Origin of the sequence: Xanthobacter sp. NM-59, from assembly GCF_021401125.1 — a bacterium.
In the GTDB taxonomy this organism is placed as follows: Bacteria; Pseudomonadota; Alphaproteobacteria; order Rhizobiales; family Xanthobacteraceae; genus Xanthobacter.
This window is the reverse complement of record NZ_JACBFQ010000018.1, coordinates 18334-42961: the sequence shown is the minus strand read 5'-3', so window position 1 is coordinate 42961 and position 24628 is coordinate 18334. Positions and strand designations below refer to the sequence as shown.

The 24628-nt window shown below is 62.0% G+C and carries 27 protein-coding genes and 2 pseudogenes; 17 read left to right on the top strand and 12 right to left on the bottom strand.

The window, feature by feature from the left end:
- The first annotated feature begins 115 nt into the window (after window positions 1-115).
- Genes trbL through L0966_RS21680 form a run of 5 tightly spaced genes read left to right on the top strand, consistent with a single transcriptional unit; the run spans window position 116 to window position 4661 of the window.
- Window positions 116-1423: a P-type conjugative transfer protein TrbL gene (gene trbL, locus L0966_RS21700; RefSeq protein WP_234054192.1), complete on the top strand. Its 1308-nt coding sequence runs from the start codon at window positions 116-118 to the stop codon at window positions 1421-1423.
- Window positions 1420-2109 carry a conjugal transfer protein TrbF gene (gene trbF, locus L0966_RS21695; RefSeq protein ID WP_234054191.1) on the top strand — a complete coding sequence of 230 codons (690 nt, stop codon included), beginning with the start codon at window positions 1420-1422 and terminating at the stop codon, window positions 2107-2109. The genes trbL and trbF overlap by 4 nt, the downstream gene beginning before the upstream one ends.
- On the top strand, window positions 2106-3158 hold the full coding sequence (gene trbG / locus L0966_RS21690) for a P-type conjugative transfer protein TrbG (protein WP_234054190.1): 1053 nt from the start codon (window positions 2106-2108) through the stop codon (window positions 3156-3158). Before trbF ends, trbG begins: the two co-directional genes overlap by 4 nt.
- Window positions 3155-4402 carry a TrbI/VirB10 family protein gene (locus L0966_RS21685; RefSeq protein ID WP_234054189.1) on the top strand — a complete coding sequence of 416 codons (1248 nt, stop codon included), beginning with the start codon at window positions 3155-3157 and terminating at the stop codon, window positions 4400-4402. Before trbG ends, L0966_RS21685 begins: the two co-directional genes overlap by 4 nt.
- Window position 4403: 1 nt before the next feature.
- The gene (locus tag L0966_RS21680; RefSeq protein WP_234054188.1) at window positions 4404-4661 is read left to right on the top strand and encodes a DUF2274 domain-containing protein; all 258 of its coding nucleotides are present in this window, start codon (window positions 4404-4406) and stop codon (window positions 4659-4661) included.
- On the opposite strand, the gene L0966_RS21675 is transcribed toward L0966_RS21680, so the two are convergent.
- The 3 genes from L0966_RS21675 to L0966_RS21665 form a co-directional block, all read right to left on the bottom strand.
- Window positions 4625-5521, bottom strand: coding sequence for a LysR family transcriptional regulator (locus L0966_RS21675; RefSeq protein ID WP_234054193.1), 897 nt, complete (start codon window positions 5519-5521; stop codon window positions 4625-4627). The two genes, L0966_RS21680 and L0966_RS21675, sit on opposite strands and share 37 nt — an antisense overlap.
- Window positions 5522-5833: 312 nt before the next feature.
- On the bottom strand, window positions 5834-6466 hold the full coding sequence (locus L0966_RS21670; RefSeq protein ID WP_234054187.1) for a LysE/ArgO family amino acid transporter: 633 nt from the start codon (window positions 6464-6466) through the stop codon (window positions 5834-5836).
- Window positions 6467-6478: 12 nt separating this feature from the next.
- The gene (locus tag L0966_RS21665; RefSeq protein WP_234054186.1) at window positions 6479-7297 is read right to left on the bottom strand and encodes a 2OG-Fe(II) oxygenase family protein; all 819 of its coding nucleotides are present in this window, start codon (window positions 7295-7297) and stop codon (window positions 6479-6481) included.
- Window positions 7298-7530: 233 nt separating this feature from the next.
- On the opposite strand from L0966_RS21665, the gene L0966_RS21660 reads away from it, so the two are divergent.
- Entirely contained in the window at window positions 7531-8220 is a 690-nt protein-coding gene (locus L0966_RS21660) for an NBR1-Ig-like domain-containing protein (protein WP_234054185.1), read from the top strand.
- A 181-nt stretch (window positions 8221-8401) separates the two neighbouring features.
- On the opposite strand, the gene L0966_RS21655 is transcribed toward L0966_RS21660, so the two are convergent.
- Window positions 8402-8905: a hypothetical protein gene (locus tag L0966_RS21655; RefSeq protein WP_234054184.1), complete on the bottom strand. Its 504-nt coding sequence runs from the start codon at window positions 8903-8905 to the stop codon at window positions 8402-8404.
- A 147-nt stretch (window positions 8906-9052) separates the two neighbouring features.
- Window positions 9053-9241 (bottom strand): hypothetical protein, encoded by a 189-nt coding sequence (locus tag L0966_RS21650; protein WP_234054183.1) that lies wholly within the window; start codon window positions 9239-9241, stop codon window positions 9053-9055.
- Window positions 9242-9354: 113 nt separating this feature from the next.
- On the opposite strand from L0966_RS21650, the gene L0966_RS21645 reads away from it, so the two are divergent.
- The 8 genes and pseudogenes from L0966_RS21645 to L0966_RS21610 all read left to right on the top strand — a co-directional run bounded on the left by L0966_RS21645 (window position 9355) and on the right by L0966_RS21610 (window position 14976).
- The gene (locus L0966_RS21645; RefSeq protein WP_234054182.1) at window positions 9355-9591 is read left to right on the top strand and encodes a thioredoxin family protein; all 237 of its coding nucleotides are present in this window, start codon (window positions 9355-9357) and stop codon (window positions 9589-9591) included.
- 26 nt (window positions 9592-9617) lie between these two features.
- Entirely contained in the window at window positions 9618-10322 is a 705-nt protein-coding gene (locus L0966_RS21640; protein WP_234054181.1) for a glutamine amidotransferase, read from the top strand.
- A complete protein-coding gene (gene glyA, locus L0966_RS21635) occupies window positions 10319-11566 on the top strand; it encodes a serine hydroxymethyltransferase (RefSeq protein WP_234054180.1) in 1248 nt (415 codons plus the stop codon). The genes L0966_RS21640 and glyA overlap by 4 nt, the downstream gene beginning before the upstream one ends.
- The gene (locus L0966_RS21630) at window positions 11559-12293 is read left to right on the top strand and encodes a YggS family pyridoxal phosphate-dependent enzyme (protein ID WP_234054179.1); all 735 of its coding nucleotides are present in this window, start codon (window positions 11559-11561) and stop codon (window positions 12291-12293) included. The genes glyA and L0966_RS21630 overlap by 8 nt, the downstream gene beginning before the upstream one ends.
- Window positions 12293-13120 carry a pyridoxal kinase gene (pdxY, locus tag L0966_RS21625; RefSeq protein WP_234054178.1) on the top strand — a complete coding sequence of 276 codons (828 nt, stop codon included), beginning with the start codon at window positions 12293-12295 and terminating at the stop codon, window positions 13118-13120. Before L0966_RS21630 ends, pdxY begins: the two co-directional genes overlap by 1 nt.
- Before the next feature lie 8 nt (window positions 13121-13128).
- Window positions 13129-14394, top strand: coding sequence for a 5-aminolevulinate synthase (hemA, locus tag L0966_RS21620; protein ID WP_234054177.1), 1266 nt, complete (start codon window positions 13129-13131; stop codon window positions 14392-14394).
- A pseudogene (locus L0966_RS21615) lies at window positions 14391-14534 on the top strand (aspartate aminotransferase family protein); the annotation flags it as partial. The gene hemA and the pseudogene L0966_RS21615, both read left to right, overlap by 4 nt.
- 61 nt (window positions 14535-14595) lie before the next feature.
- Entirely contained in the window at window positions 14596-14976 is a 381-nt protein-coding gene (locus L0966_RS21610; protein ID WP_234054176.1) for a hypothetical protein, read from the top strand.
- A gap of 183 nt (window positions 14977-15159) precedes the next feature.
- Here L0966_RS21610 and L0966_RS21605 read toward each other — a convergent pair whose 3' ends face one another.
- Entirely contained in the window at window positions 15160-16590 is a 1431-nt protein-coding gene (locus L0966_RS21605) for a PLP-dependent aminotransferase family protein (protein WP_234054175.1), read from the bottom strand.
- 316 nt (window positions 16591-16906) lie between these two features.
- Between L0966_RS21605 and L0966_RS21600 the strand changes: the two genes are divergently transcribed.
- The 3 genes from L0966_RS21600 (at window position 16907) to L0966_RS21590 (ending at window position 19657) form a co-directional block, all read left to right on the top strand.
- Window positions 16907-17611, top strand: a complete 705-nt coding sequence (locus tag L0966_RS21600; protein WP_234054174.1) for a glutamine amidotransferase — start codon at window positions 16907-16909, stop codon at window positions 17609-17611.
- Window positions 17612-18101: 490 nt separating this feature from the next.
- The gene (locus tag L0966_RS21595) at window positions 18102-19067 is read left to right on the top strand and encodes a diiron oxygenase (RefSeq protein WP_234054173.1); all 966 of its coding nucleotides are present in this window, start codon (window positions 18102-18104) and stop codon (window positions 19065-19067) included.
- Window positions 19064-19657 (top strand): 2Fe-2S iron-sulfur cluster-binding protein, encoded by a 594-nt coding sequence (locus tag L0966_RS21590; protein WP_234054172.1) that lies wholly within the window; start codon window positions 19064-19066, stop codon window positions 19655-19657. Before L0966_RS21595 ends, L0966_RS21590 begins: the two co-directional genes overlap by 4 nt.
- Window positions 19658-20059: 402 nt before the next feature.
- On the opposite strand, the gene L0966_RS21585 is transcribed toward L0966_RS21590, so the two are convergent.
- From L0966_RS21585 to L0966_RS21555, 6 genes and pseudogenes are all read right to left on the bottom strand, one after another.
- On the bottom strand, window positions 20060-20230 hold the full coding sequence (locus L0966_RS21585; protein ID WP_234054171.1) for a hypothetical protein: 171 nt from the start codon (window positions 20228-20230) through the stop codon (window positions 20060-20062).
- 62 nt (window positions 20231-20292) lie between these two features.
- Window positions 20293-20466: pseudogene (locus L0966_RS21580) on the bottom strand (transposase); the annotation flags it as partial.
- Window positions 20467-20722: 256 nt separating this feature from the next.
- On the bottom strand, window positions 20723-22081 hold the full coding sequence (locus tag L0966_RS21575; protein WP_234054170.1) for a site-specific integrase: 1359 nt from the start codon (window positions 22079-22081) through the stop codon (window positions 20723-20725).
- 99 nt (window positions 22082-22180) lie between these two features.
- Window positions 22181-22804, bottom strand: a complete 624-nt coding sequence (locus L0966_RS21570; protein ID WP_234054169.1) for a hypothetical protein — start codon at window positions 22802-22804, stop codon at window positions 22181-22183.
- Between the two features lie 364 nt (window positions 22805-23168).
- Window positions 23169-24230 carry a radical SAM/SPASM domain-containing protein gene (locus tag L0966_RS21560; protein ID WP_234054168.1) on the bottom strand — a complete coding sequence of 354 codons (1062 nt, stop codon included), beginning with the start codon at window positions 24228-24230 and terminating at the stop codon, window positions 23169-23171.
- Entirely contained in the window at window positions 24208-24606 is a 399-nt protein-coding gene (locus L0966_RS21555) for a hypothetical protein (protein ID WP_234054167.1), read from the bottom strand. The genes L0966_RS21560 and L0966_RS21555 overlap by 23 nt, the downstream gene beginning before the upstream one ends.
- Window positions 24607-24628 lie beyond the last annotated feature (22 nt).

The window sequence follows — 24628 nt, the reverse complement described above, 5'->3', positions numbered from 1 at the left end:
CCGTCTGCTTATCACCGCATGTTGCGTCACACGGTGTGCAGGGTCTCTCACCCCGCGAGATCAGAAACGGCATGAAAATCAAAGCACTCCTTTCTTTGATAGGGGCCCAGCGCACATGAACGACGTGGGGGTCATCGACACTTTCCTCAACACCTTCACCAGCTACATCGATTCCGGCTTCGGCCTGATCAACGGCGAGGTGACAGGCCTCTCCTCCATCCTCATCGCCCTCGACATCACGCTCGCCGGCCTGTTCTGGGCCTGGGGTGCCGACGAGGACGTCATGCGCCGGCTGGTGAAGAAGACCCTCGCCATCGGCTTCTTCGCCTGGATCATCGGCAACTTCAATTCCCTGGCCCAGATCGTCTTCGAGAGCTTCGCCGGGCTCGGCCTCAAGGCCGGCGGGTCCGCCATCAGCACCGCGGACTTCCTGCGGCCGGGGCGTCTTGCGGAAGTGGGCCTCTCCGCCGGCCAACCGATGCTCGATGCCGCAAGCCAGCTCACCGGGCCGGTGGCGATCTTCGTCAATGCCGTGCAGATCGCCGTGCTGCTGATCTCCTGGCTTCTGATCCTGATCGCCTTCTTCATCCTGGCGGTGCAGCTCTTCGTCACCCTCATCGAGTTCAAGCTGACGACGCTCGCCGGCTTCGTCCTTATCCCCTTCGCCTTCTTCGGTAAGACCGCCTTTCTAGCTGAGAAGGTGCTCGGCAACATCGTGGCCTCCGGCGTGAAGGTGATGGTGCTCGCCGTCATCGTCGGCATTGGCTCAGGGCTGTTTTCCCAATTCACCTCCAGTTATGGCGATGCACAGCCGACCATCAGCCAGGCGCTCTCCGCGGTTCTGGCCGCGCTGGCGCTCCTCGGCCTCGGCATTTTCGGTCCCGGAATCGCGACAGGACTGATCACGGGCGCGCCCCAGCTCGGGGCCGGCGCTGCCGTGGGGGCCGGGCTTGCCGCGGGTGGTGTCGCGCTCGCAGGAGTTGGTGCCGCGGGCCTCGCCGCTCGCGGGGCCGGCGCGGCACTCTCCGGGACCGCTGCCGCCGCACAAGCGGGGGCGGGCCTCGCTGGAAGCGCGGCATCCGCCTATAGCGCCGGTGCGGCCGGCCAATCTGGCCTTTCGGGCGTCGCAGGTGGCCTTGGCGGCATGGCGAGGGCGGCCGGCGCAGCGGCGGCATCTCCCCTGCGGCGTTCCGCAGACGCCGCTCGCGACACGGCATCCACCGCCGCAGGCCCGAGCCCCGCGCCGTCGAGCGCTCCTGCTCCGACCAGCACCCCCACCGGCGATGTCCCCGACTGGGCGCGGCGCATGCGGCGCTCCCAGCAGATGTCCCATGGGGTCCAGGCCGCCACCCATGCCGTGCGATCCGGCGACAGCCATGGCGGCGGATCGTCCATCTCCCTCTCTGAAAGCGATCGCCCATGACGCCCTTCAAGCGACCATCGGTCCATTACGGCCGCTCCCCTGAGCCCGAGACGCCGTACCAGCGGGCCGCCCAAGTCTGGGACGATCGCATCGGCTCCGCCCGCGTCCAGGCGAAGAACTGGCGCCTCATGGCTTTTGGCTGCCTTGCCCTCTCGGCTGGCCTCTCCGGCGCTTTGGCATGGCAGGCCCTGAGCGGTTCGGTGGTGCCGTGGGTCGTTCAGGTGGACAAGCTCGGACAGGCGCAAGCCGTGGCGCCGGCCACTTCAGACTTCCGCCCCTCCGATCCCCAGATCGCCTTCCACCTCGCGCGCTTCATTGAGGAGGTGCGCAGCATCTCCGCCGATCCGGTCATCGTGCGCCAGAACTGGCTCAGGGCCTACGCCTATACGACACAAGCCGGAGCGGTGGCCCTCAACGACTATGCCCGCGCCAACGATCCGTTTGCCCGGGTTGGCAAGCAGCAGGTGGCCGTGGAGGTCTCGAGCGTGATCCGCGCCTCGCCGGATTCTTTTCGCATCGCCTGGACCGAGCGCCGCTACCAGGACGGCAGCCTCGCCGACACCGCCCGCTGGAGCGCCATCCTCACCGTCGTGGTGCAGGCGCCGCGCGATGCCGAGCGCCTCCGTGCCAATCCCCTCGGGATCTACGTCAACGCCATCAACTGGTCGAAGGAGCTCGCCCAATGACGCCTGCCATCCGCACTTCCGGGAGGCCGGCTTCCCGTGTCCTCTCCATTCCGGATTTCCGTAAGTCCGGCTTGCCGTTTCTGCTGCTTTGCACGTCCGCGCTTGCCGGCTGTGCCACATTCCAGAAGCCGCCGGAGATCGCCTATGATGATGCCCCGCCCGCCGTCTTCAAGGCTGAGCCGGCGGGTCCGGTGCGGATCGTGGAGCTGCCGAAGCCCTTGCCTCTGCCGGGTCAGCTGAAGCCCGTGGGCAAGAACGGGAAGGCGGAGCCCGAGCCGGCCGATCCGAAGGCGCGTGTCAAGCAGGCCAATGCGGCTGCCCGCGTTCAGCCGGTGCGCAACGGCTTCATCAATTCCATGCAGGTCTATCCCTTCGTGGAAGGCGCGCTCTACCAAGTCTATGCGGCGCCAGGGCAGGTCACCGACATCGCGCTCCAGCCTGGTGAGCAACTGGTGGGTTCGGGGCCGGTGGCCGCCGGTGACACGGTGCGCTGGATCATCGGCGACACCGAGAGCGGGACAGGGGCTTCCGAGCAGGTCCACATCCTGGTGAAGCCCACCCGGCCGGACCTCACCACCAATCTCGTCATCAACACCAATCTGCGTACCTATCACATGGAGTTGCGCTCCACCGAGAAGACCTACATGGCCTCGGTTTCCTGGCAATATCCGCAGGACCAGCTCATCGCCCTGCGGCGTCAGAATGCCGAGGCTCAGGTGGCGCAGCCGGTCGCCAAAGGCATCGATCTCACGCGGGTGAACTTCCGCTACGAGGTCTCGGGCGACCGGGCACCCTGGCGGCCGCTGCGGGCCTTCGACGACGGCCAGCAGGTGTTCATCGAGTTTCCACGCGGCATCGGTCAGGGCGAGATGCCGCCGCTCTTCGTGGTGGGCCCTGAGGGCGACACTTCTGAGCTCGTGAACTATCGCGTGCGCGGCAATTACATGATCGTGGATCGGCTCTTCGCCGCGGCCGAGTTGCGGTTCGGCGCCGATAAAGACCAGAAGCGCGTGCGCATCTCCCGCACCGACGGGAGGCCGGTCATATGAGCGGCATTGACCCCGGGAAGGAGCAAGGACCGGGACCCGACGGCGACGACGGTGCTCGGTCCCTGATGGGGGAGGCTGCGGCAGCCATGCGGCTGCGGCCGGAGTCGCCGCGGGTAACCCGCCTGTCACGTAAGGTTCTGGCCGGCCTGGGGCTCGTCGCCGGCCTCGGGATCGGCGGAGCGCTGATCTACGCCCTCCAGGCGCGGAAGGATCACGGGCCGAACCAGGAACTCTATGCCACCGACGTCAAGGCGACGCCGGACGGGCTCGCCGAGCTGCCCAAGGACTACACCGGCATCCCCAAGTTGGGGCCGCCGCTGCCGGGCGACCTCGGCCGGCCCATCCTGAATGCACAGACCACAACACAACCGCCGGTGCCAACAATGAGCGGCATGCCTAATGCTGCCCTCAGTCCCGATGAACAGCGCCAGCAGCAGGAAAGCGAGGCGGCGCGGACCGGGCGGCTGTTTGCCCAGACCAATACGCGGCCGGCGAGCCCGATTGTGGCGCAACAGGCAAGCGTCACTTCGGTGCCAGCTGCGACACCTGCCCCGGACCTCACGTCTCTTGGTCTTGCCCCCCACGGGGCGACACCAAAAGCCCAAGAACGCCAGCTCGCCTTCCTCAATCAGGCAGTGGACCGACGCACGGTATCGCCAGACCGTGTGGTGGCTCCGGCCTCTGCCGCCATCTTGCAGGCGGGCGCCGTCATTCCCGCGGCGCTGATCACCGGAATTCGTTCTGACCTGCCGGGGCAGATCACGGCCCAGGTCACCGAGAATGTCCATGACAGCCCGACCGGACGGATCCTCCTGATCCCTCAAGGCACCCGCATCATTGGGCAGTACGACAATGGCGTCGGCTTCGGACAGCGCCGGGTGCTGCTCGTCTGGAACCGGCTGATCTTCCCCAATGGCCGCTCCATCGTGCTGGAGCGTCAGCCCGGAGCTGACGCCGAGGGCTATGCCGGGCTCGAGGATGGGGTCGACTATCACTGGGGCGAGCTGTTCAAGGCCGCGGTGCTCTCCACCATCCTGAGTGTTGGGGCGAGCGCGGGCTCGTCCGGTAGCGACAGCGATCTCGTCAGCGCTCTGAAGGAAGGCGCCTCCGACAGCATCAGCCAGACCGGCCGTCAGATCGTCCAGCGCCAGCTCAACATCGCGCCGACGCTGACCATCCGACCGGGGTTTCCGGTCCGCGTGATCGTCACGCACGATCTCGTTCTTGAACCCTATGGAGGCTGACATGCCGAAGCTGAAGCTCGCAGAGATTTTCGACGACAAGCCGGTGAAGGTGACGCTGGAGCTGCCGGCGAAGCTTCATCGAGATCTTGTCGCCTATGCGCAGATGCTGAGCGGAGAAACGGGAAGCGCCAGCGCCGACCCCACCCGCTTGATCGCGCCGATGTTGGAGCGTTTCATCGCCTCCGACCGTGGCTTCGCCAAAGCCAAGCGTTGCCAAATCGCTCAGTCCGACGCTAAGACAGAATCCGTATCGGAATAGCGCTTGCGCAACAGCTTGAGAAAAGAGCGTAGTGCAGGATTTCGATTGGTCTCTTTCCAATAGACCGCGATCCCGAGGCTGAGTGGACCGTCGTCATCATTCAGCTCTCGATACTCGACCCCGGAGACATTGAGCCGGGCGGCGCCTTCCGAGACCAGCGTCAAACCGAGCCCTGCAGCAACTAAGCCCAAGAGGCGGTCCGGGCAAACCTCATGACTAATGAAGGTACAACCACTGCGATCGCCGAGTCGCGCCCGCAGCATCGCTTCATATTCAGGCCCCGGGTCTCGCCGGTTGACCAGTATGCGAGCACCAACAAGATCCCGCCAACGAATAAAGGAGCTCGAGCACAGAATGTGGTCCGCTGGAAGAGCGACCACTAGGTGCTCGCTCCAAAGGGACTTTGATCCGTCGCTCCACGTTGAGTACATGCCTGCTGCAAAGAAGACGTCAATGTTCCCTGACGCCAGATCAGCGAACAGGCGAGATCGCGATCCGTCAATGCTATGAACTTCGATACCATCGTGCTGACGGCGATACTCCGCAAGTATTTCACGCAGATTGAGTGCCGGAAACGCCACGCAGATACCGACGATGAGATCGCCGCTCTCGCCGCGTCCTCGCGCTTTCATCCGCGTGAAAGCGGCCTCCATCTCGGCCACGATACGTTGCGCGGCAGGGATGAATGCTTCACCTGCTGCTGTGAGACTCGTCCCGTTAGCGCTCCTCTCGAACAGCTCAACGCCGAGCCGGTATTCGAGATCTTTCAGGCGTCGGCTGAGGCTCGATTCCTGCACATTGAGCACTTGAGCCGCCTGCCTCAGGCTGCGAGATCTAGAAACCGTAAGGACCCATCTCATGTCACGAAGCTGAAGTGGCACACTCGTTCCTCACGAAAGCCGAACAACCTTACAGTGGAATGCCTTCACCATGTGAACGATCTCATCAATGGGAAATCGTTCTGCGAGAACTGCTGGGTCGCTTTCGCCGCCGGAGTAGTCGCAACAACCGTGTCGTAGCCCCCCGTTGGACTCCTTCAGGCTTTTCACCAGTACAACACGCATTTCATGTGCCGGCGGCCGGCCCGCTCGCGGGCACGCCCTTGTCCTCTGCACGATTTTCACAGATTTCACCAGTCCATATCATTTGTCTGGACTGGTCATCGATAATTTTTACAATAGACGAATGAAGTCTTGCATCACCCCCAGGGTAAGGTATGCCATTAGCAGCGCAATTCCTGCGTCGAGCCAACGCCAAGCCTGCGATGATCTGAAAAGGCCGCTCAACTTCCTGCTGCCAATCGCCAACAGCACGAACCAAAGGAAAGAAGCGGCCATTGTGCCTGCTGAAAACGCTGACTGCTCATTGATCGGCTTGGCTGCTCCGATCGAGCCGATGAGCACGACCGTATCCAGCCAAGCGTAAGGATTTACAAAGCTGAGGATGAACGCGGTCCGCAGCAGGTGCCTCTGATTGCCAGTGTTGGCATCAGTGAAAATTGGCATGGACTGATTGCGGATGCAGGCAAGCAATCTCTGCCCACCGAACCAGAGCAGATAGATCGCGCCGGACAACAATAGGATCGATACAACATAGCGCTGGTTTTTGAGGAGCGTACCGACCCCCGCGACGCCAATGGCAATGAGAATAGCGTCCGCAATCACACAGATGGCAACGACACTCCATATAGAGCCACCGCTGACACCCTGGCGGATGACCAGGGTGTCTTTGGGGCCGGGGGCGGAAAACAGCGCTACGCCCAACGCCAGACCTTCGAGGAACAGAGAATATCCGGATGAACCCATTTCTGCCTCTTATCAGGCCGGTTTCGACGTGACCGCAATTGGACGATTTCCGAAGCCTGTGTGATGCGCATTCATCGTTGCCAAAAGGTCGAGCGGCTTCTTGCGGCGAAAGCCGATAAACGCATCTGAGCTACTGGGGTTGACGAAATATACGAGAGAGCTTCGTTGAATGGGCTGGCTCGGCACCAAAACGGCATGGTAGGTCGCTGGAATGGCGCAATCCGACAGTTGCGTCAGCAACGAACCTGACAGGACAGCCAATTCGTTTTCCAGCAGGCGAACCGGCTCCAGCGCGCTCCCCCGCAAGATGACCAGACCGTCGCGATTGGGGCGGATGAAGGTGAGCAGGTGACCGTCTTCGTGCGGGTCCTGTGCAAATTGCCGTTCACTGGGCGACGGATTCTGGCCGTACACGCACAGCTGCAGGTAAGAACTGTCACGGATTGAAGCTAACGGTGGCGCTCCGAATTCACGGCATATTCCGTTGATGATCTGCTGAGCGAGCCCAGTGATTTCACTTTCATAGGCCGCGGCTGCTCGCAAATATGGACTTTGGCTGAAGGGGTGGTCCTGGCGTTTGTTGCTGTGAGTGTGCCAGTAGCAGAAACGCTCACACAAATCGGGATTGTCACTGACGTGGGCATATTCGGAACCAAATGGAAGGAAGCCGTCGGTATCTTCGGAAAAACTGTAGGTTTCCTTGATTTTTGTTGTCACTGCCAAAAACCCATCAACCAGAAGGAGATAGTTTTTCCTCATTTCCACCGTCATCGGGATCGTCCCAAAGCCGGTTCGTGCAAGAGCTTCAGCGCAGTTTTGAATGTGAGACATAAGGATGACCTGTTCAGCTGCGTTGTTGATCCAACCATCTGGTTGCTGCCATTAGACCTTCTGCGGGCAGCAGAGCGTGTCTGGCAGCAACCTTGTTTATTGGCGATCGCTCGACCGAAGATGGGCTGCCTGATGGATTGAATTCTGGCAGTCGATGAGTTTACTGTGGCGTTCAGATTGTCCTTTTTAGTGGACAATGCACAGTGACTCCCGGAGCGTTTAGCGGAAGCGACATGACATCCAAGAGGGAAACGCTACGCGCGTTGATCGCGCGGCGCGGTCGCGAGCTCGGCAAATCCATGACCGCGATCGCCAAGGAAGCCGGGCTCTCCCGAACCTATCTGTACGGACTGGCAGGCGGAGCATCCCAGGATCCTTCTGTACGCACATTGGTCAAGCTGGCCAAGGCCATCCAGGTCTCGCCATTGCTGCTCTTCCGGTACTACGCGGATCTCGGTGGTGCGCCGTCGATCGGCGCGCAGCTGGCACCGACCAATCGGGCCGTAGGCCTGAAAGATCCGAGTGACATCGCCGTGTTCAATGCGGATGTGACCACACCCGACCACGCCATCGTTCTCCCCGGCGAGTCTTTCCGCAAAATATGGGAGATACAGAATGTCGGCCGGAAGCCGTGGCATGGACGCAGGTTGGTGCGGGTGGATGGTGAGTATGTCATAGCCCGCCGTGATCCGGGTAAGGCCGATTTGCAGGTGGTTTTGAATGCTCACCTCACCAGCCTGTATCAAGAAGTCGCGATTCCTGACACGCTGCCGGGGCAACCTGTGCGGATTAGCGTTGAATTTGCGGCTCCGAAAGAGAGCTGCACGGTGGCATCCATCTGGCGAATCGAGGATAGCGAAGGCAATCCCTGTTATGGACCATCCTTCATCTTGCATGTGGTGGTCACGGTGATGGCGCGTTAGCCTTCAGCAGCGCGCCGTTGTCCCGGGTTTGCCGGAGGCTATTTCGTGTGAGTCACGCCGCCCGTTTCTGCTCGTCGAGGCTGGCGTAGCCGATCCGAAACGCCTCCGGAGCGCTTGCGGCGTCGAGCGCGAACTGCAAACCGGGCGTTACCGCCAGACCCAAGCGGTGGGTGTTGGCCGCTCATGTCTCGGCGCTGAGACCGGCCCGCGGCCTGAGCCAGATGGCAAGGCCACCAGCGGGAACGTCGAAAGTCACTTCATCGCCGAGCCTGTCGATCAATTCCCCCGCAAGATGGTCTCGCCGGGACTGATAGATGCGGCGGGCCTTACGAGCGTGCCGGCGCAGCGTCCCGTCCTCGATCAGACTCGCGAGCGCCTGTTCGTGCGGCAGATCGCCCTGCCGGTCGATGGCGTCGCGGCGATAGGCCATACGAGCGCGCAGGCCTGGTCGCGCCGTCACATATCCGGCGCGGACGGCCGGAGCGAGCAGCTTGGAAAGCGAGCCGACATTGATGACGGGCAACTCCGCCTCGGCGCGTCCCGCCAGCGGCAGGACGGGACGACCGTCGAAGCGGTATTCGTGATCGTAATCGTCTTCGATAATCGTCAGTCCGCGACGGGGCGCGACATAGACCGCCTTCAGCGAAGGCTCCCGGTCGGCAATCCGGTGCGCCGTCCGACACACGCAGCGGCGGCGGCGCGTTCTTCCCTGTCTCCACGGTCTTGGCTGGAATGCAATTGCGCCTCCTGCCGCGAGCCGAGGCGATGTCCGGCAGGTCGAGCGCGACGAATGTGCCGCGCGACGGCTCGGATACGAGCCAGCCCTGCATGGTCAATTCTTGATAGGCCGCATTGACCGTGTTGCGGTGAAGCCCGAGATTGCGCGCGTGCCCGGCAAGGCATCGCCAGGTTTCAGGTGACCGCGCTCGATCTCGCGGATGAGGGGCGTGGCAAGGTTGAGGAAAACCGGCTGTCCGCCGTCTTCCTTCAACTCGATCGAGATGTCGCCACGTTTTCCCAACCCGGCCTACTCACTTTTGAAGAACCGGCACTCCTGAATAGGCCAGTTAGAAGCTATTGCATGGGAAGCAGGTCATCGCAATCGCGCCGTGGCCGAGAGGGAAGGAACGAAGCATGGCCGAGAAAGCAGCGTTTTATCACGCCGGATGTTCAGTGTGCGTCGATGCCGAGCCGCGATTTGTCGGCGCCCTCGACAAGAACCTCTATGACGTCGAGGTCGTCCACCTTGGCGAGAGTAAGGGCCGCATCGACGAAGCCGAGCGAGCCGGCGTGAAGTCTGTTCCCGCGCTCGTCATCGCCGGAGCTGTCTATCATATCAATCACGGTGCCGATCTTTCGGCGCTGCGCTGACCGCCATGTCGAGGGGAGCCCCCGCCATGCTGAAAACGGCAGTCGCCATCCGGCATGTTCATTTCGAGGATCTCGGAACCTTCGAGGCCGTGCTTACGACCGCTGGCTACAGGATTCACTATTACGATCTCGGCGTGCATGACCTTTGGACGCTCGACCCGCCGCTTGCCGACCTGCTCGTCGTGCTCGGCGGCCCGGTGGGGGTATATGAGACAGACGCCTATCCGTTCCTGGCCGAAGAACGGCAGATTCTAGAAGCGCGTTTGGAGGCGGGTCGCCCGACCCTGGGCATCTGCCTTGGCGCGCAGCAGATCGCGGCGACGCTCGGCGCGGAGGTCGCGCCGAGCGGAATCAAGGAAATCGGCTTTTCGGAGTTGACCCTGACCGATGCTGGGCGGGTTGGGCCGCTCCGGCATCTGGAAGGTATCTCCGTGCTACATTGGCACGGCGACGCCTTCCAAATCCCCGAAGGCGGCGAGAATCTCGCGACGACGGCGCTTTGTGCGACGCAAGGCTTCGCGCTCGGCCGGAACGTCCTCGGCCTCCAGTTTCACCCCGAGGTGGACGCCTGCGCCGGCATCGAACGCTGGCTGGTCGGCCACGCCGCCGAGCTGGCGTCGGCGGGCGTCGATCCGCGCGCCTTGCGCGAGGATGCCCAACGGTTCGGCCGGGCCTTGCGCGACGCGGCGCGCAAGATGCTGACCGAATGGTTGCAGGGGCTGGCGCAATGACAGCAGCGGTCGACAGCGAACTCGCCACCGCCATCAGGCAGGAAGCAAGACGGCAGCAGAATCATATAGAGCTGATCGCGTCGGAGAACATCGTCAGCGCGCAAGTGCGGGCCGCACAAGGCTCGATCCTCACCAACAAATATGCCGAGGGCTATCCCGGCCGCCGCTACCATGGCGACTGCGAGGCGGTCGAGAGGGGCGAGCAGCTCGCCATCGACCGGGCCGGAAGGCTGTTCGGTGCGGCCCATGCCAATGTGCAAGCCCATTCAGGCGCGAACGCCAATATCGCCGTCCTGTTCGCGCTGCTCGATCCGGGCGACGGGATCATGGGGCTCGATCTCGCCTGCGGCGGCCACCTGCCGCACGGAACGCCCGTCAGCCCGTCGGGGCGGTGGTCCGAGGTCGCGCCTTACAGCGTCCGCGAGGATGACGAACGGATCGACTATGACGAACTGGACCGTCTTGCCCGCGAGGCCAGGCCGCGTCTGATCTTCGCTGGCGGCTCCGCCTATCCGCGCGAGATCGACTTCGCGCGCATGCGCGCCATCGCCGACGCGGCCGGCGCGTGGCTGGTCGCGGACGTTGCGCACTATGCCGGGCTGATCGCCACCGGGCTCTATCCCAATCCCGTGCCTCACGCTGATGTCGTCACCTCCACCAAGCACAAGACGCTCAGGGGACCGCGTGGCGGACTGATCCTCACCAATGATGCGGCGCTGGCGAAGAAGATCGACAAGGCCGTGTTTCCCGGCATGCAGGGCGGCCCGCTCATCCATGTCATCGCCGCGAAGGCCGCGAGTTTCCATGAAGCGCTTCAAACGGCGTTCGGCGACCACGCCCGCGCCGTCGTCGCCAATGCGCAGGCGCTCGGCGACGCGCTCACGGCGTGCGGGTTGCGCCTCGTCACCGGCGGCACCGACTGTCATCTCCTGCTGGTCGATCTCCGCTCTTTCGGCGCCACCGGCAAAGCGGCGGTCGAAGCTCTCGAACGCTTCGGTCTGACCACCAACAAGAATGCCGTTCTGTTCGATCCTCTGCCGCCGACCGTCACCTCCGGTATCCGCCTCGGCACGCCCGCCGCAACCTCGCGCGGATTCGACGAAGCGGCCTTTCGCGAAGTCGGCGCGCTGACTCTGGAGGTGCTCGGCGCGCTTCGCGCCGGGCGCGAACACGGCCCGTCGGTGCACGACCGGATTCGCCGGCTAACCGACGCCTGGCCGATTGATGGAGGGACGGATGGCTGATGTCGCCGCTAATCTCGCAGTTGTCCAGCAGAAGATCGCCGACGCCGCAGCGCGGTCGGAACGCTCGCCGGATGCGGTGCGCTTCGTCCTCGTGACGAAGACCGTAGCGGCTGAACGGGTGCTGGAAGCCGTCCGCGCGGGTGCGACCGACCTCGGCGAGAACAAGGTGCAGGAGGGACGCAGGAAGGCGGAAGCCCTGACCGACGAGCCAATCCGCTGGACGATGATCGGTCATCTCCAGAGCAACAAGGTGAAGGATGCGCTGCACTTCGCGCGCGAGGTGCAGTCGCTCGATCGTCTCTCTCTGGCGACCGCGCTCGAAAAACGGCTCCAGCTTCTCGGGCATGGCCTCGACGTGCTGGTGCAGGTCAACACGTCGGGCGAGGCCAGCAAATACGGCCTTTCACCCGACGACGTGCCTGCGTTCCTGCGGGAATTGCGCGCCTTCGACGCGCTGCGCCCCAAGGGTTTCATGACGCTTGCCACTTTCTCGCCCGATGAGGCGGAGGTGCGTCGCTGTTTCCGCCTGCTGCGCGGCATACGAGATCGCGCGCTGGCGGAAGCTCCGCAGGGCACGAACCTTGCCGACCTCTCGATGGGCATGTCGGGCGATTACGCCTGGGCGATCGAGGAAGGCGCGACCATCGTCCGGGTCGGCCAGGCGGTGTTCGGTGCCCGGCCGCTTCCCGATTCCCACTATTGGCCGGGCGCGGCAGGGACGGCCTGATGCTGGTCATCTCAATCCAGAGCCAGGTCGTCCACGGCCATGTCGGCAACAGCGCCGCACTCTTTCCCATGCAGGCCGAAGGCGTGACGGTGGCGGCCGTTCCCACCGCGTTGCTCTCCAATCATCCCCACTATTCGACGATGCGGGGCACGGTGCTGGACGCCGGGCTGGTGGCGGACCTGCTGCGCGGAGTCGAGGAACGTGGGCTGGTCGAGCGCGCAACGGTGCTGCTGACCGGCTATCTCGGCTCGCCGACGATTGCCGGGCATGTGGCGCGGTTCGTCGCGGCCGCCCGGAAGCACAATCCAAACCTCGTCTATCTTTGCGATCCCGTCATGGGCGACGACGACCTCGGTGTCTTCGTCGCGGACGGTTTGACGGACATATTCCGCGACCAACTCGTTCCGCTCGCCTCGATCATCACGCCCAACCAGTTCGAGCTGGAGCTTTTGGCCGGGACGAAGGCGCGCGACGCGGCGGGGCTTCTAACGGCCAGCGATGGGATAGCGCACGGCGGGCGACCGGCAGTGATCGCAACCGGATGCACGCTCGCCGATACGCCGGCCGGCCAGGTCGAGACGGTTCTTTGCGCGAACGGACTGATGACGCGCATCGCCACACCGCGCCTGCCGATCCGCCCATGCGGGACGGGCGACCTCATGAGCGGCCTTGTCGCCGCTCATGTGGCGAAGGGCACCGATGTTGAAACTGCGCTGCGCCGCGCTGTCGAAGGCACATGCCGGGTGCTGGAGCGCACGCTGCAGGCCGGCGCGGATGAGATGTGTCTTTCCCCGATGGCGGCGCAAGTTGCCACGCAACCCGATTGACGGAACCCATGAACGGCTTCGATTTTGCCTCATGCTTCGCCGAAACGCTGCAAAACCTGAGACGCGAGGGGCGCTATCGTGTCTTCGCCGATCTTGAACGGGATTCGCATAGCGGCGTCCATGCCTATGACCACCGCACAGGCCGGCGCGTCACGGTCTGGTGCTCGAACGACTATCTGGCGATGGGCTCTCATCCCGATGTCATCCGCGCGGCAGGTGCCGCGCTGGAACGATATGGCGCAGGCGCGGGTGGCACGCGCAACATCTCCGGGACAACCCACGAGCATGTTCTGCTCGAACGGGAACTGGCGGACTTGCACCGCAAAGAATCCGCCTTGCTGTTCACGTCCGGCTATGTGGCGAACGACGCGGCGCTGTCATCACTCGGTCGTTTCCTGCCGAGCTGCGTGATCTTTTCCGACGAACTGAATCATGCGTCGATGATTGAAGGCATTCGCTGCTCAGGCGCCGACAAGCGGATATTCAGGCACAACGACTGGCGTGACCTTGAACGGCAGATCGCGTCCGTCAGCAAATACCGGCCCAAGATCATCTGTTTTGAGAGCTGCTATTCCATGGATGGCGATTTCGCCCCCATGGAAGCGATCTGCGATGTCGCGCAGCGGCACGGCGCGTTCACCTATGTCGATGAAGTGCATGCGGTCGGCCTCTATGGCGCGCGTGGAGCCGGCGTGGCGGAGCGCGATGGCCTGCTCGGCCGCATCGACATGTTCCAGGGCACGCTCAGTAAGGGCTTCGGAGCCATCGGCGGCTATATCGCCGGCAGTCGCGATGCGGTCGATTTCGTCCGCAGCCATGCTCCCGGCTTCATTTTCTCCACCGCTCTGCCGCCCTCCGTCGTTTCCGGCATCCGCGCGACCCTGCATCACCTCAAGGAAGACGGCTCCGCCCGCAAGGCGCTCGCGAAACGTGCGGCCTCGCTCAAGGCGAAGATGCTGGCTCACGGCATTCCGGTTCTTCCAAGCCCAAGCCACATCCTGCCAGTGATGATCGGCGATGCCGCTCTGGCGAAAGAGATCACCGATCGGCTTATGGTCGAGGACGGAATCTACATTCAGCCGATCAACTATCCGACCGTCCCGCGCGGAACCGAGCGCCTGCGAATCACGCCGACGCCACTGCACACGGACGAAGACGAGGATTGCTTGATTGCGGCGCTGATCTCAGCGCGCAACGCCTTTTCGCGCTGGCGGGAGCTTACGGAAATAGCACCTCCCGGCCTCCCCGCGCATATGATGGAGGATGCGGAATGACCGCCGCCCTTCTCCGCGTATTCCAGCCCGCACCCATGATATTCGAGCGCGGCGAAGGGGCCTGGCTCACAACCGCAGAGGGCGAGCGCTGTCTCGATTTCGGCGCGGGCATTGCCATCAACGCCCTGGGCTATTCCCATCATAGATGACGGCGGCCATCATGAGGCGCCGATTCTGGCGTATTCATCGAAGTTCACGTCGGTGTTCTATGGTCCCTTCCGCGCCGCTGTGGGCTGCGACCTGATCGGGGATCGCCTGTCCTACCAAATGGACCCTGCAAACGGACGGGAAGCCTTGCTGGAATCGCTTCTGGACGAAGCGGAGGGTGCGGACATGCTCATGGTCAAGCCCGGTTTGTCCTATCTCGACGTACTGACGCGGTTGCGCGATCGCACGTTGTTGCCTCTCGTGTGCTATCAGGTCGGCGGTGAGTACGCGATGATCAAGTTCGCGACCGACGCTCGCGCTCTCGACGAAGCCGCGACGGTCCGCGAAAGCTTGTTGGCTATGAAGCGCGCGGGTGCAGATCTGATCGTGAGCTATTATGCCTGTCTTGCCTTGCGGGAAGGCTGGATTGCATAGCCCACACCATATTGAGGTGGTTTCCTTCTCGATCTTCATAACATCACGGTGTATCGCCAGATCTCTCGGATACGCAAAATCACCCTCAAAAACCGCGTCACTAACCCACAAAAGCCAGTCGATCATGTCGATCGTGTTGGTGCGAAATTCTTCGCTTACGGTAACGTCTTTGGCACCTGATGTTTACGGCCGCGAACGATCAAGCAAATCGACAGCTTTGATCATTTCATCGTCTTTCAAACGCGCAAAGCCGAGGCGAAACGCTTCCGGCGGCGAAGTTGGCGTCATCATAAATCGAACGCCCGGGAGAATGGAGAGACCGAGGCGCCCGGCGTTCGTCGACCAGGTCTCGGCGCTGACGGTCGTCTCCTCTCGCAGTCGCAACCAGACCGCGAGCCCGCCAGCGGGGATCGAAAATTCGGCGACGTCCGCGAAGCGCTCGCGGAGCAGCGCGGCAAAACGGTCTCGCCGTGCATGGTACACGCGCCGCGCCTTGCGCGCGTGCCGCCGGACTGCCCCTTCTGTGATCAAATCGGCCAAAGCATGTTCGAGCGGTAGATCGCCCTGCCGGTCAATGACTTCGCGGCGGTCAGCCATGCGACGAATAAGGGCGGGCTGTGCGATGGCATAGCCGACGCGCAGGCCGGGCGCAAGCAGCTTCGACAGCGAGCCGAGATAGATGACCGGCACGTCCGCTTCCGCACGTGCGGCCAAGGGCAGCACAGGACGTCCGTCGAAGCGGAATTCGTGGTCGTAGTCGTCCTCGATGACGACCAGCCGATGGCGCCGCGCGAGTTCGAGCAGCCGCAGCCGCCGCGCCGCTCCGAGAGTCACCGTCGTTGGATATTGATGGTGCGGCGTCACATAAACTGCCTTCAACCGCTTCTCGCGTCTCGCCAGTAGCTCGAGTGCGTCAATATCGATGCCTCCTTCGTCTGCTGGCACACCGACGACGCGGGCATCGACCGCTCGGAACGCGCCCCAGGCCAACGGATAGCCAGGCGTCTCGACTGCGATCGCCGCGCCGGGTTCCATGAGGGCGGAGGCCGCGAGAAACAGCGCCATTTGGCTACCGCGCGTGATCAACATATTGTCCGCGCCCACGGCTAGTCCGCGCTCATCCTTGAGGTAGGAGGATAGAGCTTCGCGCAGCGCTAGGCTGCCGCGCGGATCGCCATAGGCCCGGTCGACGAGAAAGGAGGGCGAGCTTAGAGCCCGGCGGAAAGCTTGGCCAAGTGTGGCTATAGGCACGAGGCGCGGGTCTGGCGCACCATCCGAAAGATCAAGCATCGGTCGCTTCCGATCAGCGGTGGCGACTGCCGGTTGAACGAGACGCAGCTCGCGGCCGAAATCTGGCAGATCTCTCGCGACGAAAGTGCCGCGCGACGATTCCGCCGTGAGCCAGCCTTGCATTGTGAGTTCATGATAGGCGGCGTCGACCGTGTTGCGGTTAAGAATGAGATTTCGCGACAAAGCCCGCGTGCCCGGCAGGGGATCGCCCGGCTTAAGTTTGCCCTTTTCGATTTCGGTGATGATGGCGCGAGCGAGCGCGAGGAAGATGGGCTCCTTTTCCTCGGGCCTTACTTCAATCGCCAGTGTCGCACCCTTCCCCATCCGGCCTACCGATATTCTAGAATCCGGCTCTCCTATATGGGCCGGGTAACAGCTATTTCATGAACCATCGCCATTGGCAACTGCGCTCGGCCGGCTCGAACGAGGGAAACAATCACTGGTAGAGAAAAGCGATCCTCTAGCATGCAGAATGTCTTGTCTGTGTGGACGCTGAGCAACGTGTCGCTCACTCTCGATGCCAGAGGTTCGATGTCGAGGTCATGGAGAAGGCGCACCGACCCAGGTTCTTGGCGGGGCATTATCACATCGACCACTGTGCCGATTTGTCGGCTCTTCGTTAAACTTTGGAGACCGTCCCATGTTTAGGACCGCGATCGCCGTTCGTCATATTCACTTTGAGGACCTCGGCGTCTTTGAAGCGGTGCTCTCAGGAGCCAGTTACAAGGTCCATTATCTTGATGTCGATGCCGGCGGCTTTTCGACCCTCGACCCCGTGGAGCCCGATCTTCTTGTCGTGCTCGGCGGGCCGGTTGGGGTCTATGAGACTGACACATATCCATTCCTCGCCGAAGAGCGAGCGCTGATCAGAAAGCGGCTCGACGCCGGGCGTCCGTTGCTCGGCATTTGCCTCGGCGCCCAGCAGATCGCTGCTGTGCTCGGCGCTAAAGTCGCTCCGACCGGCTTCAAGGAGATCGGATTTTCCGAATTGACGCTGACGGATGCGGGCCGCGCCGGGCCGCTCCGGCATTTGGAAGGCGTTCCGGTCCTGCATTGGCACGGCGACGCCTTCGAAATCCCCGAAGGCGCAGCGAGTCTCGCGACGACGCCGATGTGCGCGACGCAGGGATTTGCACTTGGCGAGAACGTCCTCGCTGTCCAGTTCCATCCCGAGGTCGACGCCTGCGCGGGCATAGAACATTGGCTGATCGGTCATGCATGCGAACTTGCCGCAGCCGGTGTTGATCCCCGCGTCATCCGCGAGGATGCCAAACGGCGCGGCCCCGCTTTGCGCGAAGCTGGACGCGCCATGTTCGGCGCTTGGCTGGAGGGCCTCACTTTCTGAGCGTGTCTATCCGATTTTGGCACGAAACGGCCGGCGCAGCCGCGAGAGGCAGCCTGAACAACCACGCTATGCAGGTCGCACCGTTGACCGATCTCTCTATGAGTATGTCCGGCGATCAAGGATCGCCATAAAAAATCGGAGCGAACGTCTTCGGCGTCAGTCAAGCCGCCTTCGGCCTCCGCCCATAACCTGGTTGTTATTATTGGTCGGGTGCGGAGATTTTCTTTCTGAGCATCGCCGACTCGCTCCACGCCCGCCGTGGCGGAATTCGTGAATCGGATTAGTTTCTGCAAGCAGAGCATCGTCTCGACTGGTGAGACGTCAGACGTCAGACGTCGGGACATTGCCCCGCGTCATAAAATAGAACGGAGTTCGAAAACCCCGTCGAATGCCTTCGTTACATGCGCGCTGAGTGTCTGCGTGCCCGCAACCAACTGCTGTATAATCTGACAACCTGTTATGCCCGAAACTCAATACAGGGAAATGCGCGATGGAAGATGCAGCCATTGGAAATGTCGACGCTGTTGGAGACATGCTTAAGAAACTGTCGACGCTCTGGAAAACGCGCGCCGCAGTCAATCTGGATCTTCCGGACTATTGGGGGCTGGCGTATGATCCAACGAAAAGCGACTTCAGCGAATTGCTGTTGCCGTTCAGAGATCATCCCTCCTGGACGGCGGCGCCGAGCGAGCTAAGATCGAAGGTTCTGTCTTACGCTTGGGCGATCTACAATCTCAAAACGGTTTACATCGAATGCAATGTCGTAACTCCGGCTTGCGAAGACTTTATTAAGGCACCGCCCAGCAGCATCAATCGCGCCGCAGTGCAGGATGTCATGTCTCAAGTGCTGCTCGACGAAGCGCTGCACACGCGCATGTCGATCATGGCCTGCAACTATATTTACGAAAAGAACGGCATACCGCCGCTCGAATTCGTAAATTTCAATCTCGTTCAATGGCGCGAAAATCTCCTGTCGAACTGCAACGCCGATTGGGAGCGGCGATTAACGCGTTTCGCTGTGGCCTGCGCGAGCGAAACGCTGATCACCGATTATTTGAAAACCATGGCCGAAGACAATTCCATCCAACCCATCTGCCATGAGGTGACGCGGACGCATGCGATAGATGAATGGGGTCATTCGAGCGTTCTCAGTACTGTAGCGATGGATGTCGTTCACGGCCTCAGCAACCGCGAGCGTGACTATTTGCGACAGGTGATCGTCAAAACCGTGCAAATGTTCGCGAACAACGAACTGGGCGCCTGGGCCAAGGTGTTTTCGATGCTACAATTCGCGCCCGGGCGCGACATGTTACGCGATATCGGCGACACCAACGAAATCAGCGTCTATACGCACTCCGTTGAAACGCTGCTGGAGCGTGTCGGATTGACGCGCAACGAGGGCAATGTTTCGACTCTTGCCGAAGCTGCCGATAAGCGTGAAGGGGCCTTAGTATGAGCGCGCTCGTACTGGCGCGCTGCGAAGGCGTGCGACCCGAAACGGGCGACGTGAAAGTGATTACCTTGCGCGTCGAGGGCGCCCATGCGCATTTCCTCGACACGGTGCTGCCGGGTGGTCACGTCGCGGTCCGCTATCCCGACGGAACAGGGCAACTGCAGCAACGGCTGTATTCCGTCACTCGCGTGGAAGAGCCGAACCTTTTCGAGATCGCCGTCAGACGCGCGAGCTATAACGGTGTTTCGGATCGGCTGCATTCCGACGTTCGCGAGGGGGTGATCATCCCTCTCGCTATCACTGATGCGCCAAGAGCGCGTCTACTGCTCGCGGAAACGGGTCGGATGTTGGGCGTCGCGCCCGGTAAATCGATCCTCGAAATTCTGGATGACTATGGCGTGCCCTTACGCTCTGGATGCCGATCGGGCATTTGTGGCGGTTGCCGGATTAGGATTGTCGGCGGCGAATGTCGTGTCGAAGCCGACTCTTCTCTCAACAACGCCGAGCGGGCTAATGGCTATGCTCTGGCGTGCTGCGTATTTCCGATCTCGGGCGATGTCGTCATCGCGGTCGGGGCAGCTTTGCGAGCATGAGCATGGGCGCCACTTCCTCCGGCGTGTAGATATAGGGCGCTGGGCCTGTCGCAGGATTGCGGTGGGGATGATGCTGGGGGACGTCATGCACGCGATCCTCCGCATGCAGAAAACGGGCACAGTGCGCGATCTCTCGAGGCCGCCGCTGGAGACTACGAGGGGTCCGCTGTGGTTTGCCAGCGTGATCGGTGACGGGGTGCGATGGCCCCGTCTCATGTTCCTTTCGCCATGCGCCAGAGACCGGCATTCAAGATGCCTCCCCGTAGCGTGGCTTCCCGCGAAACGGCCGCCGCCCTCGCGTTAGGGATTGAAGCCGAATGGCGGAAGCGCGCTTGCCAAGCGTGGTTCCGGCGCAGCCGAAAGCCCGGGCCGAAGGGCAACGTCCATTCTCCCCTTTTCTCACTACTCTTCGTCCGGGATCGCATCCAGGGCAGCAATGATGCTGCGAAGGGTCGCGAGAAAGGTTTCCCGCTGGTCCGGCTCGAGGCCGGCGACGGCGTCGGAATTGACGCTGGCGATTGCCTCCCGCACGCCTTGCATCTTGTCCAATGCAGCTGGCGTGAGGGAGATCAACGCTGACCTGAGCCCCATTTTTCCTCCGGTTTGGGGGAGAATCCATGGGTTGATTTGTGACCTCAAGGGGCCACGATTTCCAGTGTGAGTGCTGTGGCAAACTTGGCGGGGGATCGATGGCCCAGCGCCGAGTGGGGTCGGTTCAAATTGTAGTCCTCTTTCCATGAGCTGATGGTGGCGCGGGCCTGCGCCAGGTTCGAGAACAGGGTCTCATTCAAACACTCGTCCCGAAAGCGCGGTACCCACCACTACGAGATCGTCGAGACCGGAAACTGGAGCTGGTGGTTCAAGAACCGCCACTGACCGCACAGACTCTTGATGCCATTGGACGCAATGCACACCAACGCTCCCCGGCCATGGGGCAATGCCCCAGGCCGGGATCAATATTCGGCGTCGATATGGGGGGCAGATTTCCATGCCGATTGACAGCGGGAGTGGACGAAGTGAGCTGGGCCCTGGTCCTCTTGGCAGATTGCCCACGCGTTTACCGATTCATGCGGCAAGTCCATCGTCTTCGTCACGCTCCGGATACTGATCTCCGGCTGCCCTCTGTAGAAACCGTGCCAGCGCCGCTTTCCGGGAGCCTCGATCGAGCGCATAGGCGGTCTGTTTGAACTCGACCCCGTCGAGCAGCCCCTGAATGTAGCCGGAGATGGTATCGGCGGCCATGATCAGCGCTGTGTCGAGCGTATGGATATAATTGCTCGTGACCGATCCCTTCGCATGGCCCACCAACGCGGCGATGGTGACCTCGGTGAAACCCAGATCGTTCGCGACGCTGGCGAAGCTGTGGCGCAGGACGTGAGGGGTGACATCGGCCAAGGGCGAGCCTGCGAAGATCTTCCCCCAGTGATTGGGGAAGCTGCCGAACGCGCTCTCGCCGCCCCGGCCGGGGAAGACATAATCTCCGATCGCCTCATTCCGACGCCTCTCCAGATATTCCACCACGGGTAGCCCAATGGGTCGGATGGAGCTTCCTTCCTTGCTATCCTTCAGGCGCAGGCAACTGCAATCCGTATCGGCTTCATCCCATCGCAGCGTCACCATCTCCATGCGCCGGCATCCGGTCAGGGCGATCTGGCGGATGATCTCCACCGACATCCGGTAGTTCTCGTTCTTGGAAGCCGTCTTGAGCAGGTCGCCGAGGACGCGATATTCGGCTTCGCTCAGTCGCCGGGCGCGGACATTATCCTTTGGCCGCCGCACACCATGTGCAGGGTTCGTCTCGATGATCCCGGCTTCGACCGCGTAGGTGAGGATGCCACCGAGCAGACCGATTGTCCGCGTGGCTGTGCCGGCGCCACCTTTTACGATGGACTTGCCACGCAGGTTCTTCGTCTTGACGGTGATGCGCGTCTTTCCCGCCATGATGTCCTTCATGGCCCTCGTGATGTCGGCTTTCGTCAGGTCCCTGACGCGACGCGAGCCGAGGAGGGGAACGATATGACGGTGGATGCGGCCGAGATCGGAGGCGATCGTGCCCGGCTTCTTGGGGCGGCCACCCTTTCCGAGGATGAGACCCGCTTTCAGATCGGCGAGGTAGAGGTCACAGAGTTCCTTGACCGTGAGCGCTTTCCGATCCAGCCGCCGTTCTTCAGCCGGGTCGTCGCCTTGCGCGATCCGGCCCAATTGCGCCTTGGCTTCCTGGCGCGCGCGTTCTGGTGTCCACACTCCGTGCAGCCCGATCGTAAAGCGGCGCGATCGGCCGGCCGACCGATACTGAAGGACGTAGCTTCGCTTTCCGGACGTGAAAACCCGGAGGCCAAAACCAGGGAGCTCATCGTCCCAGATCACGTAATCCTTCGCGCCGGCTTCCGCGGCATCGACAGCCCTTTTGGTGAGCTTAGCCATGGGGTTTCTCCGCCCTGATCGCTTCGTCTCGCGTAAGCGCCACGTAAGCAGCAGGAAGAAAGTGGTGGCGGAGAGAAGGATAGTCTCGGCTAGAGTGCGTTACAAATTCCTTTTCAGTAACAGTACGATATCGCATTTCTTCGCGCTCCATCGTAAATTTGACGGAGCTACCAGTAATCCCTCCGAAGGCGGAGGCCACACGTTCGAATCGTGTCGGGTGCGCCATTTCAGGACAGAACTCTGAACGCCGAATGCCGCCGTTTCCACGCTAGAAGCGGCGACCAGCGTTCGCAGCAGTTCCGATTTCGACCCCATGATCCGAACATCGTCGTCTGCGACCTCGACGCGCTGTGCCAGGGCGCGCAGGTGGTCGCGGCGGTAGCCGCCATCGTCGAGGCACATCCGTTCACGGGCCTTGCGGGCGAACGCCGCTAGCATGTCCGGGCTGACGGCCTGACTGGCCGAGCTATCTAGCGCGAGCCGCGTGCGCTCCGCTTCGGCCGTAGCTTGATCCCGCAACGCCTTGAGGCTGGCCATTCGCTCTTTCGCTACCGCATCGTCCTTATTGACCATGCCCGATTCGATGGCATCGAAGAGACCGCCGATCCGCTGATCCGCCTCGGTGATTCGCCTGTGAAGTTCGGCCAGATGCTCACGGCGGCGCTCAGTGCGCTCCTGGCGGCGGTCGATAATGCTGGCGAGGATGGTTGACGTTGCCCCCAACTTCTATCCAGCAGTGAGCTCGTCCTGGCGATTGGGTTTGGCCTTGTCGGCCGGGTGAGCGGCGGGATCTGGCGCGGAGCCCTTGGCTTGGCGCAGCGGCAGATCCCGTCGCGGGTGGAAGGTGGCTGCGAATGCGGACGGGGTCTGCCAGCCGATTAAACGCCTTTGCATGCGGGTCCAAACGCCCGTCGCGCTTCTTGGCCTCGATCTCTTCCATCGCCTTCGGGACGATCAGGGTACTGATCAGTCCAGCCGTTGCAATCTCTGTCCAAGGTAGTTCGGCCACTGGCTTGCCTTCGAGCACAATATTCGCGTCGAGGAAGGCGACCAATTCATCGGTAGACTCGGGCGGGATGGCCATTGCCTACCGATTTCCGCAGACTACGAGTTGATCGAATAGCGGACAGCCGTTCATGCAGCTTGGCCGGTGCGAACAACCGCCGCAGCGGTTGGAGGCAAAGTAGCGTCGGAATGAGCGGACGTTTTCCGAGCCGTGCCAGATGTCGAGCAATGAGGTGTCGTCATTAAGCATGTCGCCCTCGACTAAACAGCTCTGAAACGAGCAGGGATAGACCTTCATGTCTTCGGAGACGTATAGAGAGAACCGTCCCGCATCGCAGGCATCAACCAGCGCGTTGTTGGCATCCGTCCTGGCGAACACGCCGCTCACGCAGCAGGCATCGAACCCGACCTTCAGTTTCGCATCAGTTGCGGTGGCTAGGCCGAAGAACTCGTCGAGGCGATCGCTATGGCGGAGCATCTTTTCCTCGAAGACCTTCCGCCCCGAAGGTTTGTAGTTGAGGAAGATGAGCGCGTTGATCTTGACAAGGAACTCCGGCGGGTTGCGGAGCCAGTCGATCGCCGTATCGACGCTGTCGCTATCGATGATGAAATGAACATTGGTCTTGATGTCGTGATCGGTCAGCAGACGGATGGTCTCGGCTGTCTCGTGATACGGTGCGTAAGCGGAGACGGCCACGGCGCCGCAATTGCGGCGGGTCGCCGCCAATATTTCGTCGGTCAGCCCGCGCCCGTTGGTCGTGTAGTTTGGGACGATCCCTTTTGCCCAAGTATAGTCGAGGATTTCGACGAAATCGGGGTGCTGGTTGGGATTGCCACCGCCTAGCGCGACTTGGAAGGTGCCGATCTCGGCGGCCTGGTCGATCACGCGCTTGTAATCAGCGAGCGCCATGTGCGACCCGTACCAAGTCGAGCTCTTGTAGCAGAATACGCAACCCTTGTCGCACCAGTTGGTGATCGAAATGTCCATCAGCTCGGGGCCGTGCGGCGACCAGAACGGCTCGCGCTGGCCGGGCTCGGGGGCGCGCGCGAAGAAACCGGTTCGCGCGTTGAAGAAGGTCGAATAGCCGAGATCTTTGTAGCGATTGACGCGCAAGCGCGCTTCACCAATAGTTGTCATAGGCATTGATGAAGAACCTTTCGGACTCGATCTCGAAAATCTCGGTGCACAGCGTCATCTCGGCCAGATTGTTCTCGCTGCTGAAATGGCCGATCGTGACCGTCTCGCCGTCTGCGATGCCCCGCTTCATGCGATCGAGCACCGCCGGCGTATAATCTTGCCGGTGCTCCAGCGTGTCGACCTCCTCGACTCGCGTCAGGACGGTGCCGCGGTCGATCTGGCTCTTGAGCTCGGCAAACATGGTCTCGAACAGCGGCGCCACTGGGCTGTCGGGACCGACGCCGGCCGCTGCCAGGAAATCGTCGCGCGACAGCATGTCGCGAGCGATATAGACGAACGAAGTCGACGAGCTGTTCGAGACAAAGTCCATCTTAATCTTCATGGCTGTCCTCCAGCTTGCGAAT

Bases quoted from the DNA above. Each gene is read 5' to 3' on its own strand.
- trbL (WP_234054192.1), top strand. From the start codon at position 116: ATGAACGACGTGGGGGTCATCGACACTTTCCTCAACACCTTCACCAGC.
- trbF (WP_234054191.1), top strand. From the start codon at position 1,420: ATGACGCCCTTCAAGCGACCATCGGTCCATTACGGCCGCTCCCCTGAG.
- trbG (WP_234054190.1), top strand. From the start codon at position 2,106: ATGACGCCTGCCATCCGCACTTCCGGGAGGCCGGCTTCCCGTGTCCTC.
- L0966_RS21685 (WP_234054189.1), top strand. From the start codon at position 3,155: ATGAGCGGCATTGACCCCGGGAAGGAGCAAGGACCGGGACCCGACGGC.
- L0966_RS21680 (WP_234054188.1), top strand. From the start codon at position 4,404: ATGCCGAAGCTGAAGCTCGCAGAGATTTTCGACGACAAGCCGGTGAAG.
- L0966_RS21675 (WP_234054193.1), bottom strand. From the start codon at position 5,521: ATGAGATGGGTCCTTACGGTTTCTAGATCTCGCAGCCTGAGGCAGGCG.
- L0966_RS21670 (WP_234054187.1), bottom strand. From the start codon at position 6,466: ATGGGTTCATCCGGATATTCTCTGTTCCTCGAAGGTCTGGCGTTGGGC.
- L0966_RS21665 (WP_234054186.1), bottom strand. From the start codon at position 7,297: ATGTCTCACATTCAAAACTGCGCTGAAGCTCTTGCACGAACCGGCTTT.
- L0966_RS21660 (WP_234054185.1), top strand. From the start codon at position 7,531: ATGACATCCAAGAGGGAAACGCTACGCGCGTTGATCGCGCGGCGCGGT.
- L0966_RS21645 (WP_234054182.1), top strand. From the start codon at position 9,355: ATGGCCGAGAAAGCAGCGTTTTATCACGCCGGATGTTCAGTGTGCGTC.
- L0966_RS21640 (WP_234054181.1), top strand. From the start codon at position 9,618: ATGCTGAAAACGGCAGTCGCCATCCGGCATGTTCATTTCGAGGATCTC.
- glyA (WP_234054180.1), top strand. From the start codon at position 10,319: ATGACAGCAGCGGTCGACAGCGAACTCGCCACCGCCATCAGGCAGGAA.
- L0966_RS21630 (WP_234054179.1), top strand. From the start codon at position 11,559: ATGGCTGATGTCGCCGCTAATCTCGCAGTTGTCCAGCAGAAGATCGCC.
- pdxY (WP_234054178.1), top strand. From the start codon at position 12,293: ATGCTGGTCATCTCAATCCAGAGCCAGGTCGTCCACGGCCATGTCGGC.
- hemA (WP_234054177.1), top strand. From the start codon at position 13,129: ATGAACGGCTTCGATTTTGCCTCATGCTTCGCCGAAACGCTGCAAAAC.
- L0966_RS21605 (WP_234054175.1), bottom strand. From the start codon at position 16,590: ATGGGGAAGGGTGCGACACTGGCGATTGAAGTAAGGCCCGAGGAAAAG.
- L0966_RS21600 (WP_234054174.1), top strand. From the start codon at position 16,907: ATGTTTAGGACCGCGATCGCCGTTCGTCATATTCACTTTGAGGACCTC.
- L0966_RS21595 (WP_234054173.1), top strand. From the start codon at position 18,102: ATGGAAGATGCAGCCATTGGAAATGTCGACGCTGTTGGAGACATGCTT.
- L0966_RS21590 (WP_234054172.1), top strand. From the start codon at position 19,064: ATGAGCGCGCTCGTACTGGCGCGCTGCGAAGGCGTGCGACCCGAAACG.
- L0966_RS21575 (WP_234054170.1), bottom strand. From the start codon at position 22,081: ATGGCTAAGCTCACCAAAAGGGCTGTCGATGCCGCGGAAGCCGGCGCG.
- L0966_RS21560 (WP_234054168.1), bottom strand. From the start codon at position 24,230: ATGCCTATGACAACTATTGGTGAAGCGCGCTTGCGCGTCAATCGCTAC.
- L0966_RS21555 (WP_234054167.1), bottom strand. From the start codon at position 24,606: ATGAAGATTAAGATGGACTTTGTCTCGAACAGCTCGTCGACTTCGTTC.